Origin of the sequence: Pontibacter litorisediminis, from assembly GCF_029360645.1 — a bacterium.
In the GTDB taxonomy this organism is placed as follows: domain Bacteria; phylum Bacteroidota; class Bacteroidia; order Cytophagales; family Hymenobacteraceae; genus Pontibacter; species Pontibacter litorisediminis.
The window spans coordinates 1-15,900 of record NZ_JARDUA010000006.1 but is presented as its reverse complement, the minus strand read 5'-3'; the positions used below and the strand labels follow the sequence as shown (position 1 = coordinate 15,900).

At 54.3% G+C, this 15,900-nt stretch carries 11 protein-coding genes; 7 read left to right on the top strand and 4 right to left on the bottom strand.

The genetic code is table 11. From position 1 onward, the window contains the following. The first annotated feature begins 262 nt into the window (after nt 1–262). Nucleotides 263–1,804 carry a SulP family inorganic anion transporter gene (locus PXG97_RS16180; RefSeq protein WP_276498834.1) on the top strand — a complete coding sequence of 514 codons (1,542 nt, stop codon included), beginning with the start codon at nt 263–265 and terminating at the stop codon, nt 1,802–1,804. 87 nt (nt 1,805–1,891) lie between these two features. Here PXG97_RS16180 and PXG97_RS16175 read toward each other — a convergent pair whose 3' ends face one another. From PXG97_RS16175 to PXG97_RS16160, 4 genes are read right to left on the bottom strand one after another with little or no spacing between them, the layout of a single operon-like run. After that, nucleotides 1,892–2,446, bottom strand: coding sequence for a hypothetical protein (locus tag PXG97_RS16175; RefSeq protein WP_276498833.1), 555 nt, complete (start codon nt 2,444–2,446; stop codon nt 1,892–1,894). Next, nucleotides 2,443–3,600, bottom strand: coding sequence for a serine hydrolase domain-containing protein (locus PXG97_RS16170; RefSeq protein ID WP_276498832.1), 1,158 nt, complete (start codon nt 3,598–3,600; stop codon nt 2,443–2,445). Before PXG97_RS16170 ends, PXG97_RS16175 begins: the two co-directional genes overlap by 4 nt. Before the next feature lie 16 nt (nt 3,601–3,616). Then, on the bottom strand, nt 3,617–6,823 hold the full coding sequence (locus PXG97_RS16165; RefSeq protein ID WP_276498831.1) for a hypothetical protein: 3,207 nt from the start codon (nt 6,821–6,823) through the stop codon (nt 3,617–3,619). A 4-nt stretch (nt 6,824–6,827) separates the two neighbouring features. Next, a complete protein-coding gene (locus PXG97_RS16160) occupies nt 6,828–7,919 on the bottom strand; it encodes an NAD(P)/FAD-dependent oxidoreductase (protein WP_276498830.1) in 1,092 nt (363 codons plus the stop codon). A gap of 84 nt (nt 7,920–8,003) precedes the next feature. On the opposite strand from PXG97_RS16160, the gene PXG97_RS16155 reads away from it, so the two are divergent. From PXG97_RS16155 to PXG97_RS16130, 6 genes are all read left to right on the top strand, one after another. Then, entirely contained in the window at nt 8,004–8,639 is a 636-nt protein-coding gene (locus PXG97_RS16155) for an MBL fold metallo-hydrolase (RefSeq protein ID WP_276498829.1), read from the top strand. Nucleotides 8,640–8,660: 21 nt separating this feature from the next. Continuing rightward, complete coding sequence (gene pssA / locus PXG97_RS16150; RefSeq protein ID WP_276498828.1) at nt 8,661–9,368, top strand: CDP-diacylglycerol--serine O-phosphatidyltransferase; 708 nt, start codon at nt 8,661–8,663, stop codon at nt 9,366–9,368. After that, on the top strand, nt 9,365–9,616 hold the full coding sequence (gene purS / locus PXG97_RS16145; protein ID WP_276498827.1) for a phosphoribosylformylglycinamidine synthase subunit PurS: 252 nt from the start codon (nt 9,365–9,367) through the stop codon (nt 9,614–9,616). The genes pssA and purS overlap by 4 nt, the downstream gene beginning before the upstream one ends. A 107-nt stretch (nt 9,617–9,723) precedes the next feature. Further along, a complete protein-coding gene (gene porU, locus PXG97_RS16140; protein ID WP_276498826.1) occupies nt 9,724–13,176 on the top strand; it encodes a type IX secretion system sortase PorU in 3,453 nt (1,150 codons plus the stop codon). Between the two features lie 50 nt (nt 13,177–13,226). Next, a complete protein-coding gene (gene porV, locus PXG97_RS16135; protein ID WP_276498825.1) occupies nt 13,227–14,360 on the top strand; it encodes a type IX secretion system outer membrane channel protein PorV in 1,134 nt (377 codons plus the stop codon). A 21-nt stretch (nt 14,361–14,381) separates the two neighbouring features. Beyond that, nucleotides 14,382–15,665 (top strand): M16 family metallopeptidase, encoded by a 1,284-nt coding sequence (locus PXG97_RS16130; RefSeq protein ID WP_276498824.1) that lies wholly within the window; start codon nt 14,382–14,384, stop codon nt 15,663–15,665. Nucleotides 15,666–15,900: the final 235 nt, after the last annotated feature.

The following is a 15,900-nucleotide window of genomic DNA, read 5'->3' as shown; positions in this document are numbered from 1 at the left end:
TAGATAAGCAGGGGGCTTTTGCATTACATGACCTCCCACTGCGCCTGCGCCTGTACTTATTGGCGTAATTTTCGTACTTTTGCAGGCATTATGAGAAAACCGTCTCCACTTTTCAAGCTCACTCCACCTTGAGTTCTTACTGATATGGCCCTTTGACAAGGGCAAACTTTCACAGCTCCTCTTGCGCTTTAACTTTCTAAGTGCAAGGCTCCCGGTGCTGCAGTACCTTATTTTCTAATTCCTAAGTATTTTCATTTTCAAGATGAAGCCTTTTTTACGCTTATTCGACTTCAGTCAGAAGATCGATTATAAAATAGAGGTTTTGGCAGGGTTAACCGTTGCCATGACCATGATTCCCGAATCCCTCTCTTTTGCCATACTTGCCGGATTTCCGCCGTTGGTCGGTTTATACGCTGCTTTTATCATGGGGCTGGTTACGGCCATACTTGGCGGCAGGCCAGGCATGGTTTCGGGTGGGGCCGGCGCCACCGCCGTAGTGCTGATCGCCCTGATGCAGACGCATGGGCTGGAGTATGTGTTTGCAGCCGTAGCGCTGGCAGGCATCTTGCAGATAGTGGTGGGGGTGTTTAAGCTGGGTAAGTTTATTCGCCTGGTGCCGCAGCCGGTGATGTACGGCTTCGTGAACGGCCTGGCGGTTATTATCTTCATGTCGCAGGTGGAGCAGTTCAGGACGGTGCAGAACGGCGAGGTTTCCTGGCTGTCGGGCACGCCCCTCTACATCATGGCTGGCTTGGTCGCGCTCACCATTGCTATCATCGTGCTGCTGCCGCGCATCACCAAGGCCGTTCCGCCATCGTTGGTCGCCATTATCGTAGTGTTTGGTATTGTGCTGGGCTTCGGCATCGACACAAAGCTGGTGAAAGACATTGCCGCCGTGAGCGGCAGCCTGCCGCCTTTCCATATACCGCAGGTGCCCCTAACGCTGGAGATGCTGCAGGTCATCTTCCCATACGCCCTTATCATGGCCGGCGTGGGCCTCACAGAAAGCCTGCTGACCTTGAACCTGGTGGATGAAATTACCGGCACCCGTGGCAACGGTAACCGCGAAAGCATAGCCCAGGGAAGCGCTAACCTCTTAAACGGCTTCTTCTTTGGGATGGGCGGCTGCGCCATGATCGCGCAGACACTCGTTAACCTCTCGGCTGGCGCCAGGGCGCGGCTGGCTGGTATTGTAGCGGCGCTTGCCATTCTGGTGATTATACTTGTTGGCGCCCCTGTTATTGAACGGGTGCCCATGGCCGCGCTGGTGGGCGTAATGGTGATGGTAGCCGTAGGTACGTTTGAGTGGATCAGCTTCCGGATCATCAACAAAATGCCGAAACAGGATGTATTTGTGGGCATTTTAGTGGCGGTTATTACAATCTGGCTGCACAACCTGGCTTTGGCCGTACTGATCGGCGTGATCATCTCTGCACTGGTGTTTGCTTGGGAGAGCGCCAAGCGCATCAGGGCCAGAAAGTATGTGGATGCCGCCGGGGTAAAACATTATGAGATCTATGGCCCCTTGTTTTTTGGGTCAGTGGCTGCTTTCTCGGAAAAATTCGATGTGCAAAACGATCCTGTTGAGGTGGTAATAGACTTCAGGGAAAGCCGTGTGGCTGATATGTCTGGCATCGATGCCCTGAACAAGCTAACCGAGCGTTACCAGGCGGCAGGCAAAACCCTGCACCTGAAGCACCTGAGCCCGGACTGTAGAAGGTTGCTTAAGAACGCAGAGCAGGTAATTGAGGTGAACATTATGGAGGACCCTCACTATGCTGTGGTAACAGATAAGCTGACCTAAACCCTAGCGAGTACCAAGGTATAAACCCCGCTGCTATTCCAGAAACGAACGGCAGCGGGGTTTATACTTTCATACTTGATCTTCAGGCTAATGCAGGCATCCGACGTATACATCCCGCTCGATAAGCTTGGTTTCCGGCAAGTGTGGCTTTAGCTTCTGGAGCACTGCCTTTGCTTTCTCTGGCGCCTCAAACATACCTGCCACTACCATCATTTTCGTGGTATCCGGCACAGCGTCCTCTGAGGCGTAGTAATCACACCTCTCAATACTTACCTCGCTCCCCTCAAAGCGGCGCGGGTAATAGAGGCCACGGTACATCTCGTCTTCATCATCGTAGGGCACGATGATGCCTTTTCCCTTCTCGTAAATACGCCCCTGCTGATCGAAGCTGACCTGCAGGAAATCGGCTACTCCGCTCGCCCTTTCCGCCAAAGCGTCATAATCATACCCTTCCCCGGAAACAATGATGTAATAGGTTTGGGTCTCCTCTCCCGTAAACTCAGCATCAGGCTCAGTGGCTACGGGCGCATCCGCAACAGCGTCTACCCTAACAGCAGAAGGTTCCAGGAGCCCTTCTGCTGGCTCTGAGCAGCCAGATAATATCACCGCGCCGGAAAGAAAGCAAAGGGGCAGCTTTTTCATTGGCTACCGATCATTTTTTTCACCCCGTCAATCATAGCCATGACCTCTCCGGGGTGCTCTCCTACTTTCTCGGCACGCTGCTTCCCTAACCGCACTATAATCAGGTTCTCCTCAGGCACCACTATAATGTACTGCCCAAGTATACCCCGGGCGTAAAACACATCCTGGCCTTTGTAGTTGGGCATAAGCCACCACTGGTACCCGTAGAAATTCACTTTCTTGCCGTCGTTCGCGTTGATCAAGCCGTTTGGTGTGATTGAAGCCCTTACATAGGCCGGGGGCACGATGGTATCGCCGTTCCAGACGCCGTTGTGCAGGTACAACCTGCCCAGGCGGGCAAAGTCGCGGGCGTTGGAGAAAAAGCAGCAGTAGGCTTTTTCCATGCCTCCAGGACGATCTATACTCCACTCGGCATTGCGCACGGCCCCTATAGGCTGCCAGATTTTCTCTTCAGCGTACTCGCTCAGGCTCATGCCCGTGGCTTTCTGCAGCACAAACGCCAGCACCTGTGTATCGCCGCTTTTGTAGTCCCAGCGCTTGCCTGGCTCCTCTACCGCCTCCAGCCTGTTGATGATTTTCTCCAGATCAGAGCCATAGTACGCCTCTGTCGTCATGGAGAGCGGGTCAGCATAGGACTCGTCCCAGTTCAGGCCCGAGCTCATCCAAAGCAGGTGCTTTATTTTAATCTTTCCCTTGTCACCTTCCTTAAACGCAGGCAGGAAATCGCCCACCGGCTGCTCCACGCTTTTAATCTTGCCCTCTTTTATCGCCACGCCCACCAGCATACTCACCAGGCTCTTGGCCATGGAAAACGAGTTGCTCAGCGACTCATCCGAATACCCCTCCCAGTACTGCTCATACAGGATGGAGTCATCCTTCACCACCAGAAACGCCACCGACTCCAGCTCCTTGTGCAGTTGCTCCAGTTCATGCGGTAGTTGCACCAAGTTATACTTCTCCGCCAGAGGCCATGGGTGCGGTGTGGCCGCAGCGTGTACCTGCCGCTGCTCAAAAATGGTGTTATCGTCGATATCGGCAAAGTTGTAGACAATGGCCTTATACACGTAGTTCTTATCGGCCATGTGTATCCAAGCGGCCAACAAGCCCAGTAACAGTAAGGCACCCAAACCATAGCGCTTGGTTTTGCGGTTCATGCAGTGTTTGGTTGATTTAGAAGTCGTAGCCCAGTGTTACGTAGAATTTAGGCCCCACGCGGTTGTCCTCGGCCTCTCCCCAGGCTACATCCAGCTTGCCATACACCCCCAGCAAGGTAGTGCGGGCACCAAAGCCATACCCCACCAGGAAGGGGTTGCGGTAGTTTATCACCGTAATGTCAAAGGGGTCACGGCCGAATTCGCCCGAAGGACCGCCGGTAATACGCGTGTTGATGGAGTTATCGCCGGAGAATGGGTTGGCGCCGCTGTAGGCAGAGCCCGCATCGGCAAAGGCCGTGAGCTGCAGGTTACGGAAGAAGCCGGAGCCGATCGGCCCATTGTACAGGTACTGCACAATCGGGATGCGCAGCTCGGCGTTGGCTAACAAGTGGTTGCTACCGCTGCGCACGTTAAAGTTAAAGCCCCGCAGCGGCGTAATGTACTCCAGGTAAAACAGGTCGGCAGGCGAGTTTACCTGCACATCGTTCAGTTCAGCCTCATCGTCCTCGTCCGCCAGCAGCCAGTTATCCATACCGCCAATCAGGAACTTCTTAGGGGAGTTGCCGAAGAACCTGCCGTAGCTCACGTGCGTGGCCAGTATGATCTGGCGGTGGATCTTAAGGTAATGCCTGAAGTCAGCGTAGAACTTGCTGAAGTTACCCTGAGAGCCCTCAAAGCCTTTCAGCGACATCAGCCCCACTTTAAACCGGGTGCCTTCGCGCTGGTTTACCCCGGTTACCACGCTGTTGTCGTACACCAGTTCGGCATTGCCGCCCCAGAAGGTCTCTACGGTATCCGGAATAGAGAAATCGTTTTTATAGATAAAGCGCGTGCTCACGAACTTCGGCTTCAGGTGGAGGCTGGTGCTGTGGCTGAAAGGATACTTCAGCACTGGCGTCAGCTCGTTCTTGGTAAAATTCACGATAGAGCCGGGTGCGTTCAGCAAGCTTCCGCGCAACGTGGAGCGCTCAAACTGTATGCCCAGGTCCACGCGGTTGGTCAGGTTCATGTACTCGGCAAAGAAGTTGTTCGTCTCAAAGTCGGTGCGCATAAAGGCCGTGCCCCGGATGCGGTGGTTCTCGAACAGATCGGCCATTTCCACACCCGCCACAATGCCGAAGCCCAGCAGCGGGTCGGCATGCACCGAGGTGATGATCTCCTGCACGCTAAAGCGCAGGTCGTAGTTGAGCGGGCCCATCAAATCTACATTGGTATTGCCGCTGCTGGCCCTGCGCACCGGCGCCGCGTTACGCTTCTGTTCCTGGGCCTGCCGCTGGGCATCGTTAAACTCATAGTCCTCTATGTTGATCTCCCCTTCCTCACGGACCTTACTCTGCCCTTTCTTTTCCTGCTCCAGCAGCCTGCGGCGGGTAGCGGCGGCAGCGGCCTCCTGGGAGGTACGGGCGCGCGTCTCCAGTATGATCTGGCGGGAGGTTTTTGGCAACTCATCCAGCGTAGCGGCAGCATAGTTGGGCAGCAGGTACACAAAGCTGTTGCCCTCGTCGTCGGCTACCACCGCCAGCACATTGGCAGACGGCACATAGTCATACTGCGCTATACTTTGCACAAAATTGGTAACCGGTGTGCTGGCACCGGTGCTAAGGTCGTAGCGGTACACGCTGCGGATGCCGCTCTCCTCGCCCAGGTATACCAGGTTACCATCGGCAGTAGGGCGCGGCTTCACCTCACTGGCGATAGAGCTGGTCAGCTGCTCCACCTTGTTATCCGGCCCTTGCTGTTGCAGCAAAAAGATGTCGTAGTTGTTTACGATGCTGTTGAAATCGGGCTTGGCGGCGGTGGCAGAAGTGTCTTGCCAGCGGTTAGAGCTAAAGGCGATGCCACCGTTGTTGCGCAGGAAAACCGGATCTATGTCATCAAAGATATCATCGGTGAGCTGCCGCTGCAGGCGCCCGTTCGCCCCCAGCAAGTACAGGTCCGTCTGCCCGTTGCGCACCGCGCTCACCACGATGGATTGCCCGTCCTCTGCGTAGTCCATGCTGTTCACATGCACAAACTGCTCCAGGGTGGCGGCAGGCGTGGTTAGGTTCTCGTAGAAGGGGATAAACGTGTAACGGCTGCGGGCATCTACCTGGCGCAGCACGATCTTGCCTCTTCTGGCCTCTATCAGGCCCAGCTGTGCGTTAGACCGCCAGGCCAACACCGGCATGTCGAAATCCACGCGCTGGTCAAGGTTTTTATAGCCGGCGCGCCACACCACGTGGTCTTTGCCCGTGCGCACATCCTGCACAAAAATCTTGAAAATGCCGTTGTCGTTCTTCACATAAGCCAGCATGGTGCCGTCGGGGTTTAGCACCGGCTTACCGTAGTAGTGCCCCTCCTTGTTCTTTTTAAACAGCTTGGCCCCGTCCGGCAGCTGCACCAACGGGCTCTCGGAGCTCGTGTTGATCTGCAGGTAGTAATTGTACCAGTCCTGCAGGAAGCGTTTGTACGGGATGTTCAGGCTGCTGGTAATGCCGATCTCCACATCGCGGGTGATGCGGGTCAGGTTCAGGATGTTCTGGATGGCGGTATAGCCGTAGCGCTCGGCGATGTAGTTCCAGACACTCTGGCCCGTAAGCATCGGGCTTTTCAGAAAGATCTTCTCCGGCTTTGGCGTTCCTTGCTGCTTCAGCAGCATGTCGCGCATGTAGCTGTCCATCTCTATGCTCCAGCCCTCCGCCGTGTAGGCCGACACCCCTGAGATAAACCACTCCGGCAGGCGCAGCAGGTAACTGCTCTGCAGGGCCTCCTTCAGGCTGCCGCCATACATCATGTCATTCATCAGCAGCTCCGTGAGCTGGTAGTTCAGGTCATGCTTAAACTCCGTCTGCTTTCCGCCATAGGCCAGCTCGATCTTGCTCTTCATGAACAGCGTCTCGCCGCCGGTCTGGTACTGGTCGTTGTTAAGGCCGATGTTGCTCTGCAGCAGGTCTGAGGGGGAGTTGTACAGGATAAGCGTGATCTTAGCGTACGGGTAGTAGCCGATCAGGCTGGTGATGCGCTTGAGCTCCCGCTCGGCATAGGCCGCGGCGTTTACCGCCTGCTCCTGCCCGTTCTGATAAAAGTAAACGTTGAAGTTTTGGGTGCTGTAGAGCTTCCAGTTGAAATTCTTATACTGTATCCGGCTTTTGCCAAAGGTGTCCACGTTACGTTGCGCCTGCACAGCAGAAGCCGCCAGAAGGCAGAGGAGGAACAGCGGTAGAAATCTGGAGGTAAAACGCATGCGCTTAGGGTTGCTGGTTCTGTTGATCTATATACTCGTAATATAACGATAAATATCTAAAAATGTGTATCTCCGGCATCAGCTCTTCTTCCCCGGCCAGGGCAGCAGCAAAGTGCCGCGCCAGAAAAGGGGCCATCAGCACACCTTTAGAACCCATTCCGTTGAACACGCTCAGCTGCTTATACTTGGGGTGCGTGCCTGCCAGCGGCCTGCGGTCGCGCACGGCAGGCCGGATGCCTGCCCAGTGGCCTGTTACCTCAAATTGCTGTGGTGTGATCTGCCCGAAACGTTCGCTCAGTTCTTCCTGCCCCTGCGGTGTCGGCTCCTCATCGGGGTTTCGCCAGTCGTAGGTCGCCCCGATTATAAAGCGGCCTGCTCCTTCGGGAACAACGTAAACGGCTTTGTTATAGATGCATTCCGGGACGAAATTCTGCTCGGTCTGCACCTCCAGCACCTCGCCCTTGGTAGACTGAATGGGCAGCCACCTGAAGTATGGGTTGTGCACCACCTGGTACCCCTCGCAGAAGACCAGGTGGTCGGCCTCTATACTTTTATACTTCACGCCGCGCTCCGTCAGCTGCAGTTCCTGCATGTCGAACCGCTCGGGCAAGTATAACTGCTGCTTTAGCAGGTCCTCGGTAAGCAGGTCGAGCAGGGCGAACACGTGCAGGTAGCCCCCGCGCCCGATCATGATGCCGCCAAACGGATCGTCGATGCCAGGCTGGTTTATACTTTGGGTATGCGTGGCCAGAATATAGTCGCCCCAGTTTCCGCCGGCGCTCTTGGCCATCCAGGTGTTTTGCTCCTCTATGGAGGAGAATATCTTATAGATGGGCTTGTGGAAGAACAGCTCCTGGCCGTAGCGCGCCTCCAGGGCATCGTAAAAGGCATCGGCGGCCGGTATAAACGTATCGGCCAGCCACGATTTGGCAAAGCGCTTGCCCGCCACGGGGTTCAGCAGACCGGCCGCCACCCGGGAGGCGGAGTTCTCCTTGGGCTCGTCGATCACCAGCACCTTACGGCCGCGGCCGCGCAGCGTCTCGGCCAAAATGGCGCCGGCCAGGCCATGGCCTACCACTATAAAATCGTATTTCATAGGGGCAAGTTACGAGATGTACCGCGTAAATTAGTAACTTAGAGCCACGATTTTGCGCATACCTGATCATCAGAAAAGAAAGCTATGAAGGTTACCTGCCTTACTTTTAACCCCTTTCAGGAGAACACTTACCTGCTGCACGACGACACCAACGAGTGCGTGGTGGTAGACCCCGGCTGCTACGAGCGGCAGGAGCAGGAGCAGCTAAAAAAGTATATTGCCGACAATAGCCTGAAGGTGGTGCGCCTGCTTAACACCCACTGCCACATCGACCATGTGCTGGGCAACAAGTTTGTGGCCGATACCTATAACGTGGGGCTGGAGATACACCCGGAAGACGAGCAGGTGCTCCGCGCCGTGCCGACCTACGCCTCCAACTACGGCTTTCCGCAGTATGCCGAGCAGTTGCCGGCCTCTTATCTAAAAGAAGGAGAAAGCATAAAATTTGGCAACACGGAGCTGGAGGTGCTCTTTGCGCCGGGCCACGCGCCGGGCCACGTGGTGTTCTACAACAAGGCGGACAAGACCGTGATCGGGGGCGATGTGCTCTTCCAGGGCAGCATTGGCCGCACCGACCTTCCCGGCGGTGATTTCGACACGCTCATCCAAAGTATAAAAACCAAGCTTTTCACGCTGCCCGACGAGGTAACGGTATACCCTGGCCACGGCCCGGAAACCACCATCGGCTACGAGAAGAAGTATAACCCCTTTCTACGGTAGCCCTGCCGCCATACTTGCTGCATGAAAAAACACATTCCGAACGCCATCACCTGCCTTAACCTGTTTGCAGGTTGCCTGGCGCTGTACTTTGCCTTTAGAGGAGAGCTGGTTACCACCGCCTACCTGGTGGGCCTTGCCGCCGTGTTCGATTTTCTGGACGGCATGGTGGCTCGACTAATCCATGCCTATTCTGAGATTGGCAAGCAGCTGGACTCGCTGGCCGACATGGTGTCGTTTGGGGTGGTGCCGGGCACGGTGATGTTCATCCTGCTGCAGCGCGCTGAGGCTTCTATTTTAGGCATCCCTGCGGATATACTGCCTTTCTTCGGCTTTCTGATCACCATTTTCTCGGCGCTGCGACTGGCCAAGTTTAACATCGACACCCGCCAGACCACCTCTTTTATCGGTTTGCCCACGCCGGCCTGTACGCTGTTTGTGGCATCGCTGCCGCTGATACTCGATACGGAGGGCCTGCTGGCCTTTGAGATCATCCTGAACCCGGTGGTGCTGCTTTCGCTCACGGTCATACTTTCGTTCCTGCTGGTGGCCGAGCTGCCGCTGTTCGCCCTTAAGTTCAAGAACTTTACCTGGCAGGATAACGCCGTGCGCTTTATTTTCCTGGGCTTGTCGGTTATCTTGGCGGCTATGCTTAAATTCGCGGCCATACCGCTGATCATTCTGCTGTACGTACTATTGTCTATCATCAAAAAAACATCCCATACATCATGAAATTTGTTGCTGAAATTGACGTAATGCCCCGCCCTGAGTTACTGGACCCACAAGGCAAGGCCGTACTGCTGGGCCTGGAGCACCTTGGATTGGACCAGGTAGACGATGTGCGCATTGGCAAGCACATTACCCTGAACCTGGAGGCAGAGACTGAGGAAATTGCCCGTGAGAAGGTGGAGAAGGCCTGCAGCAAGCTGTTGGCGAACCTGATCATGGAGTCTTACACCTTCGAGCTGAAACAAGCGTAGCACTCCGCTGCCGTTCAATATTTTAGCCGTATCTTTGAAGATATAAGGATGCTGCCTGCCTGTACGTTACGTATAAGCAGGCAGCTTTTCATAATTTATACTTGCTTATGATGTGGCCCAAGCGGTTGGTTTATGCGTGTGCTCTTTGTCTGCTTACCTGCCTGACAAACGCTACCGCGCAAACCACAGCCCCCACTTCTTTTGCCAGCCAATCTGTACTTAGCGATGGCGAGTGGTATAAGCTGGCCGTAACCGAAAGCGGCGTTTACAAGATAGACAAAAGCGTGCTGCAGGCGCTTGGCATCTCTCCCCAAAGTATAGACCCCAGGAAAGTTCAGCTTTACGGCAACGGCGGCGGCATGCTGCCCCAGCCCAACAGCGCCCCCCGCCCCGACGACCTGCAGGAAAACGCCATTGCCGTTATAGGTGAGGAGGATGGCAGGTTCGATGACGCAGACTTTATACTTTTCTACGCCCAGGGGCCGCATACCTGGACGTATGACGAAACAGCGAAACGCTTCCGCCACGAGTTCAACGTTTACTCCGACACAGCCTTCTATTTCCTGCGCGTCAACCACAGCCCCGGCGCCCGCATTACCGCCCGCGGCCAGGCGGCAGGGGCAGCACAACGCATCACCAGCTACAACGAGCGCCTGTTTCATGAGAAGGATCTGAAGAACATGGCTTTCTCCGGCCGGGAATGGTACGGCGAGGAGTTCAGCTCCTTTCAGACAAGCCGCACGTTCAGTTTCCCGGCAACGGGTGTGGTGGCAGGCGCTGAGGTGCAGCTGGAGGCGGCGCTGATGGCCAACTCCCCCACCGGCAGCAGCTTTGCGTTGCAGCTCAACAACCAACCCCTCGGCTCACAGGACATTGCCGGCCGCGGCTCCCAAAAGTATCACCCGGATGGCATCAACAGCACCAAGGCTTATACTATAAATCAGCAAAAGCTGGGCGACGCCAGTGAGTACACTGTATCCATCAACTTCAGCCCCGGCGGCAGTTCCTCGGCCTTGGGCTACCTCAACTACCTGGAGCTGCACTACGAGCGCCAGCTCAAGCTAGACGGGGAGCAGATCTCCTTCCGCTCCATCCAAAGTATAAACCAGCCGGCCAGCACTTTTGCTGTGGCAGGCGCCCCGGCTAACACCACTATCTGGGACGTGACGAATCCGACTCAGCCGGTGGCCCAGCAGCACGCAGGTGGCAGTTTCAGTGTGTCGACCGACGTACTGCGCGAGTTTGTGGCGTTCCAGGGCGGCATCAGTAAAAAGCCTGTGCCCGCGGGCCGTGTGCAAAACCAAAACCTGCACGGCCTTAACCAAAGCGGCTCCCTGGATTTCGTGATCGTGTCGCACCCCGCTTTTCTGCAGGAGGCACAGCGGCTGGCTGCCCACCGCGCCCAGCACAGCCACATGGAGGTGCAGGTGGTGACAACCCAGCAAGTATACAATGAGTTTTCCTCAGGGGCGCAGGACGTGACCGCCATCCGCGATTTTATGCGCATGCTCTACAGCCGTAGCAGCAAGTTGGAGGGTGATGTGCTGTACCTGCTGCTCTTCGGCGATGCCTCCTACGACTATAAGGACCGCCTCCGCAACAACACCAACTTTGTACCGGTGTATCAGTCACGGGAGTCGCTGCACCCGATTAGCAGCTACAGCTCCGAGGACTATTATGGCTTTCTGGATGAGGAGGAGGGCGAGTGGGCAGAGAACGCGCAGGGCGACCATTTGCTGGATATTGGCATCGGCAGGCTTCCGGCCCACACAAAAACTGAGGCAGCCACTATGGTCGACAAGATCATCAACTATGACAGCCCGAGCCACTTCGGCAGCTGGCGCAGCAGAGTCACCTTTGTGGCCGACGACGGCGATTACAACGAGCACCAGAACGACGCGGAGTTTTTGGCAAACTACCTGGTGGCGCACCACCCAAAGTATAATCCCAACAAAGTATACGTAGACCTGTACCAGCAGCAGGCCGTGGCCAATGGGCAGCGCGTTCCGGATGCCTCCGCAGCTCTGGACAAAGCCGTGGAGCAAGGGTCGCTGATCACGAACTACACTGGCCACGGGAACGAGGTGAGCTGGGCATCGGAGCAGGTGCTCACGCTGCCGCAGATCAGCAACTGGAAAAACAAGGATAACCTTACCTTTCTGCTTACCGCCACCTGCGAGTTCGGCCGTTACGACGACCCAGGCCGCCCGTCTGGCGCAGAGCTGGCGCTGCTGCATGCCGGTGGAGGCGCTGTAGGCCTGCTCACCACCACCCGCCCAGTGTACTCCAATGGCAACCGTGTGCTCAACCGCAACTTCTTTAACGCGGCCTTTACACCGGTATATGGCCGCATGCCGCGCCTCGGCGATGTGGTGAGGCTGACAAAGAACAACAGCATCACCGAGAACGCGAGCGGCTCCAGGGGCGTGAATAACCGCAACTTCACCTTACTCTCCGACCCTTCCATGCAGCTGGCTTACCCAAGCCTGGAGGCGAGGATCACAAGCATAAATGGCCAGGGAACCAGTACTGACACCTTGCGCGCACTGGCTACAGTTACCCTGCAGGGGCAGGTGCAGACCATGGATGGCAGCATCGCCAACGACTTTTCCGGCCAGCTGCACCTGAAGGTGTACGAGAAACCTTCTACACTCCACACTTTGGGGGATGAGGGTAGCCCCTCGGTACCGGTACAGGTGCGCGAAAGCGTCGTTTATGACGGCAAGGCCAGTGTGCAGGCAGGGCGTTTCGAGGCCAGTTTTGTTGTTCCCAAAGATATCGCCTACCACTACGGACAAGGAAAGATCAGCCTTTATGCCAGCAACCAGGCCCAGGATGCCTTGGGGGCAGACCAGGAGGTAATAATAGGTGGCACAGCCAAGGATGCAGCGGCAGACAATACGCCGCCCACTATCAGTCTTTTTATGGATGATGCCTCCTTCGTATCCGGTGGCACTACCGGGCAAAATACAACGCTGCTGGCCAGGCTTTTCGACGATAACGGCATCAATACCGTTGGCAGGGGCATCGGCCACGAAATAACAGCCGTGCTGGATGATGACCAAAGCTCCCTGGTTGTGCTCAACGACTTTTATACTTCCGAGCCTGATGACTATCAAAAGGGAGAGGTAAGGTATCCTTTAAAGGACCTGGAGCCTGGCCTGCACTCAATCCGCTTCAAAGCCTGGGACACGCATAACAACTCCTCAGAGGCATATATAGAATTTCATGTATCTAATGATGCGGTTCTTGCGTTAGAGCAGGTTATAAACTATCCTAACCCGTTCTCAACAGAGACAACATTCCTTTTTGACCATAACAGAGCCGGCGAAGACCTTGATGTTCAGGTGCAGATTTACAACATTACCGGGAAGCTTGTGACAACACTGCGTACAACCAGCTACAGCACTACCACACGTGTGGCAGAAATATCCTGGAATGGCCGCAGTGAATACAATGATATGCTGACACCGGGCGTTTACATTTATAGAGTAACTGTGCGGTCGAGGCGGGATGGCGCAACAGCCTCCCAAGTGGAGAAACTTGTTCTTATAAATTAGATAAATAGTACATATTTTCTATATTTGATATAGCTATTACTACCCTTTATATGCAGAAACAAAGTAAGATTCTGAAGGCGGCTGCGTTGGCACTTGCCTTATCCTCAGCGCCAGCGGCGTTCGCACAGCAAACACCGCCTCCTGCCACCTCCACAGGCTCTGACCTGAACGCTGTTACCACTGCCGTTCCGATTCTTACCGTTGGCCCCGACTCCCGTGCGGCTGCTTTGGGTGATGCCGGCGTGGCGGCCTCGCCTGATGCCAATGCCTCGTACTGGAACCCTGCCAAACTTGGTTTTGTGCAGAACGACCTAAGCGTTTCTTTCTCCTACTCCCCGTGGCTGCGCAACATCGTGGACGACATGTCGCTCAACTACCTGTCAGGGTATAAAAAGCTGAATGAGACTTCTGCGCTTTCTGTTTCGCTCATGTACTTTGACCTGGGAGAGATTCAATTTATTGACGCAGACCAAAACCCGCTGCAGAACTATAACCCAAAAGAGTATGCCGTAGCTATATCTTATGGACAGGCTCTGAGCGAGAACTTCAGCGTTGGTGTTTCAGCCCGCTTCATACACTCTAACCTGGCCGGTGACGTAAACGTAAGCGGCACTAATACCGAGTCGCAGCCAGGCAACACGGCCGCTGTAGACGTAGGCGTATATTATAACCGTGACCTGAGCCAAAACCTGAACCTGGCACTTGGGGCTAACATTTCTAACATCGGTGGTAAGATTGCTTATTCCGAAGACGAGGACAAGAGCTTCCTGCCTACTAACCTAAAGCTGGGTACGGCTTTGAAGTATAACCTGGACGCTTACAACTCCCTTACCCTCCTGATTGACGCCAACAAATTGCTTGTGCCATCGCCAGGTGCTGACACGAACCAAAGCGTGATTGGGGGCATCTTCTCCTCATTCGGCGATGCTGAGGGAGGCGCCAGCGAAGAGCTAAAAGAAGTAAACCTTTCCACGGGAGTAGAGTACTGGTATAATGAGTTGTTTGCAGCCCGCCTGGGTTACTTCTACGAGCATCCTGACAAAGGCGGCAGAAAGTATGTCTCTGCTGGTTTAGGAATTCGCTACCAGAAGTTTGGCTTAGATGCTGCATACCTTATCCCGAATGACCAAGGCAATCCGCTGGCAGATACCTGGCGCTTTACGCTTGCCTTAAACCTTGAATAGTAAATACTTTTAAAGAATAGAATGCTTGACAGAACAAAAGCTCCTGAAACATATGAGATAGATGCCGTCAGTATCCAGATAGCCGAGGTAAACCACCTGAGCAATGGAGCGAGACTGCATGTCATCAAAAGCGAAACCCAGCCTGTAGTAAGGCTGGATTTTGTTTTTAAGGCCGGCAAGTGGTTTGAGGATAAGAAAGGCTCCTCTGACTTGGCGGCTAAAATGCTGCTGGAGGGATCCATTAACCATACCGCAAAGCAGATAGCGGACAAAGTAGCCTATTATGGCGCTTCTTTTGACAACAACCATGGCTACGACCGTACCGAATTTACCCTCTATTGCCTTGCCAAGTATACTTCTGAGCTACTGGCCCTTGTGCTGGATGTACTGCAGAACCCTGCCTTTCCGGAGGAGGAGTTTAACCTACTGAAGCAGCGGACGATACAATCGTTAAAAGTACAGCGACAAAAGAATAACTACCTGGCCACGCACAGCTTTACGCAGCAGGTTTATGGTCCAGGCCACCCCTATACTTTTGGATTCGACGATGGGGTGCTGGAGGCCATCACCAAAGAAGATGTACAAGCCTACTACCGAAAGAGATTTTTAACACAGGAATTAGAGGTATTCGCCTGTGGTGCCATAGATGAGTTGCTACAGAAACAGCTGGAGCACGAAATCGCTGCTTTGCAACTGCAGCCTTCTACCGCCTCAGTAACGGCACCTTTTGTAGATGCGGCACCTACAGATCAATATAAACTCGTTAAGGTTGACGACAGCCTTCAGTCCTCTATCCGTATTGGTAAAAGGTTTCCTAATCTCAACCACCCCGACTACCAGAAACTGTTGGTGCTAAATGAGGTGTTAGGCGGTTATTTTGGATCGAGGTTGATGCGCAACATCCGCGAAGACAAAGGCTATACTTATGGAATCTATTCTGTTATCTCTCCCAAAGAACAGGATAGTGTTTTTTACATCGGAACAGATGTGAATTATGCCGTGACTGAAAACACCATTGAGGAGGTTTTGAAAGAAGTAAGACTGCTGCAGAAAGAAGAAATACCGGCAGAAGAGCTGGAAACAGTAAGAAACTACATGCTGGGAAAATTCCTCAACGACATCTCCACTATCTTCGACCAATGTGACAGATATAAGCGCGTCGTGTTGCACGAGTTATCTCCTGAGCACTATAATAACTACATAACAACAATTCGCACGGTAACAGCACCTGAGCTACAGGCGCTTGCAAACCAGTACTATAAGGAAGAAGAACTATACACTGCTGTAGCAGGCAGGAGAGAGTAATTTTATAGTTATCTTCCTTCGCTAAAACAATAAAGCCCCTGCCCTCGCTGGCAGGGGCTTTTTATATGTTTCCCATAAATGTAGGTGGCCTGCATTTTTTCAACGCGTTCTCAACGTGCCCAGAGGCTATACTGGGATTGGGGGGGAGAAGTTGGCTTTGCGGCCTTGGCTGGCCTGTCTCCTTTGCCGGTTAGGCTGGCGGCGGTGGGGTGGGTGGGGTGGGAAAAAGAAGAAG

Excerpts from the sequence above, each read along its gene's own strand:
- PXG97_RS16165 (WP_276498831.1), bottom strand. The coding sequence starts at position 6,823 with ATGCGTTTTACCTCCAGATTTCTACCGCTGTTCCTCCTCTGCCTTCTG.
- PXG97_RS16175 (WP_276498833.1), bottom strand. The coding sequence starts at position 2,446 with ATGAAAAAGCTGCCCCTTTGCTTTCTTTCCGGCGCGGTGATATTATCT.
- porV (WP_276498825.1), top strand. The coding sequence starts at position 13,227 with ATGCAGAAACAAAGTAAGATTCTGAAGGCGGCTGCGTTGGCACTTGCC.
- porU (WP_276498826.1), top strand. The coding sequence starts at position 9,724 with ATGATGTGGCCCAAGCGGTTGGTTTATGCGTGTGCTCTTTGTCTGCTT.
- PXG97_RS16180 (WP_276498834.1), top strand. The coding sequence starts at position 263 with ATGAAGCCTTTTTTACGCTTATTCGACTTCAGTCAGAAGATCGATTAT.
- PXG97_RS16155 (WP_276498829.1), top strand. The coding sequence starts at position 8,004 with ATGAAGGTTACCTGCCTTACTTTTAACCCCTTTCAGGAGAACACTTAC.
- pssA (WP_276498828.1), top strand. The coding sequence starts at position 8,661 with ATGAAAAAACACATTCCGAACGCCATCACCTGCCTTAACCTGTTTGCA.
- purS (WP_276498827.1), top strand. The coding sequence starts at position 9,365 with ATGAAATTTGTTGCTGAAATTGACGTAATGCCCCGCCCTGAGTTACTG.
- PXG97_RS16130 (WP_276498824.1), top strand. The coding sequence starts at position 14,382 with ATGCTTGACAGAACAAAAGCTCCTGAAACATATGAGATAGATGCCGTC.
- PXG97_RS16170 (WP_276498832.1), bottom strand. The coding sequence starts at position 3,600 with ATGAACCGCAAAACCAAGCGCTATGGTTTGGGTGCCTTACTGTTACTG.
- PXG97_RS16160 (WP_276498830.1), bottom strand. The coding sequence starts at position 7,919 with ATGAAATACGATTTTATAGTGGTAGGCCATGGCCTGGCCGGCGCCATT.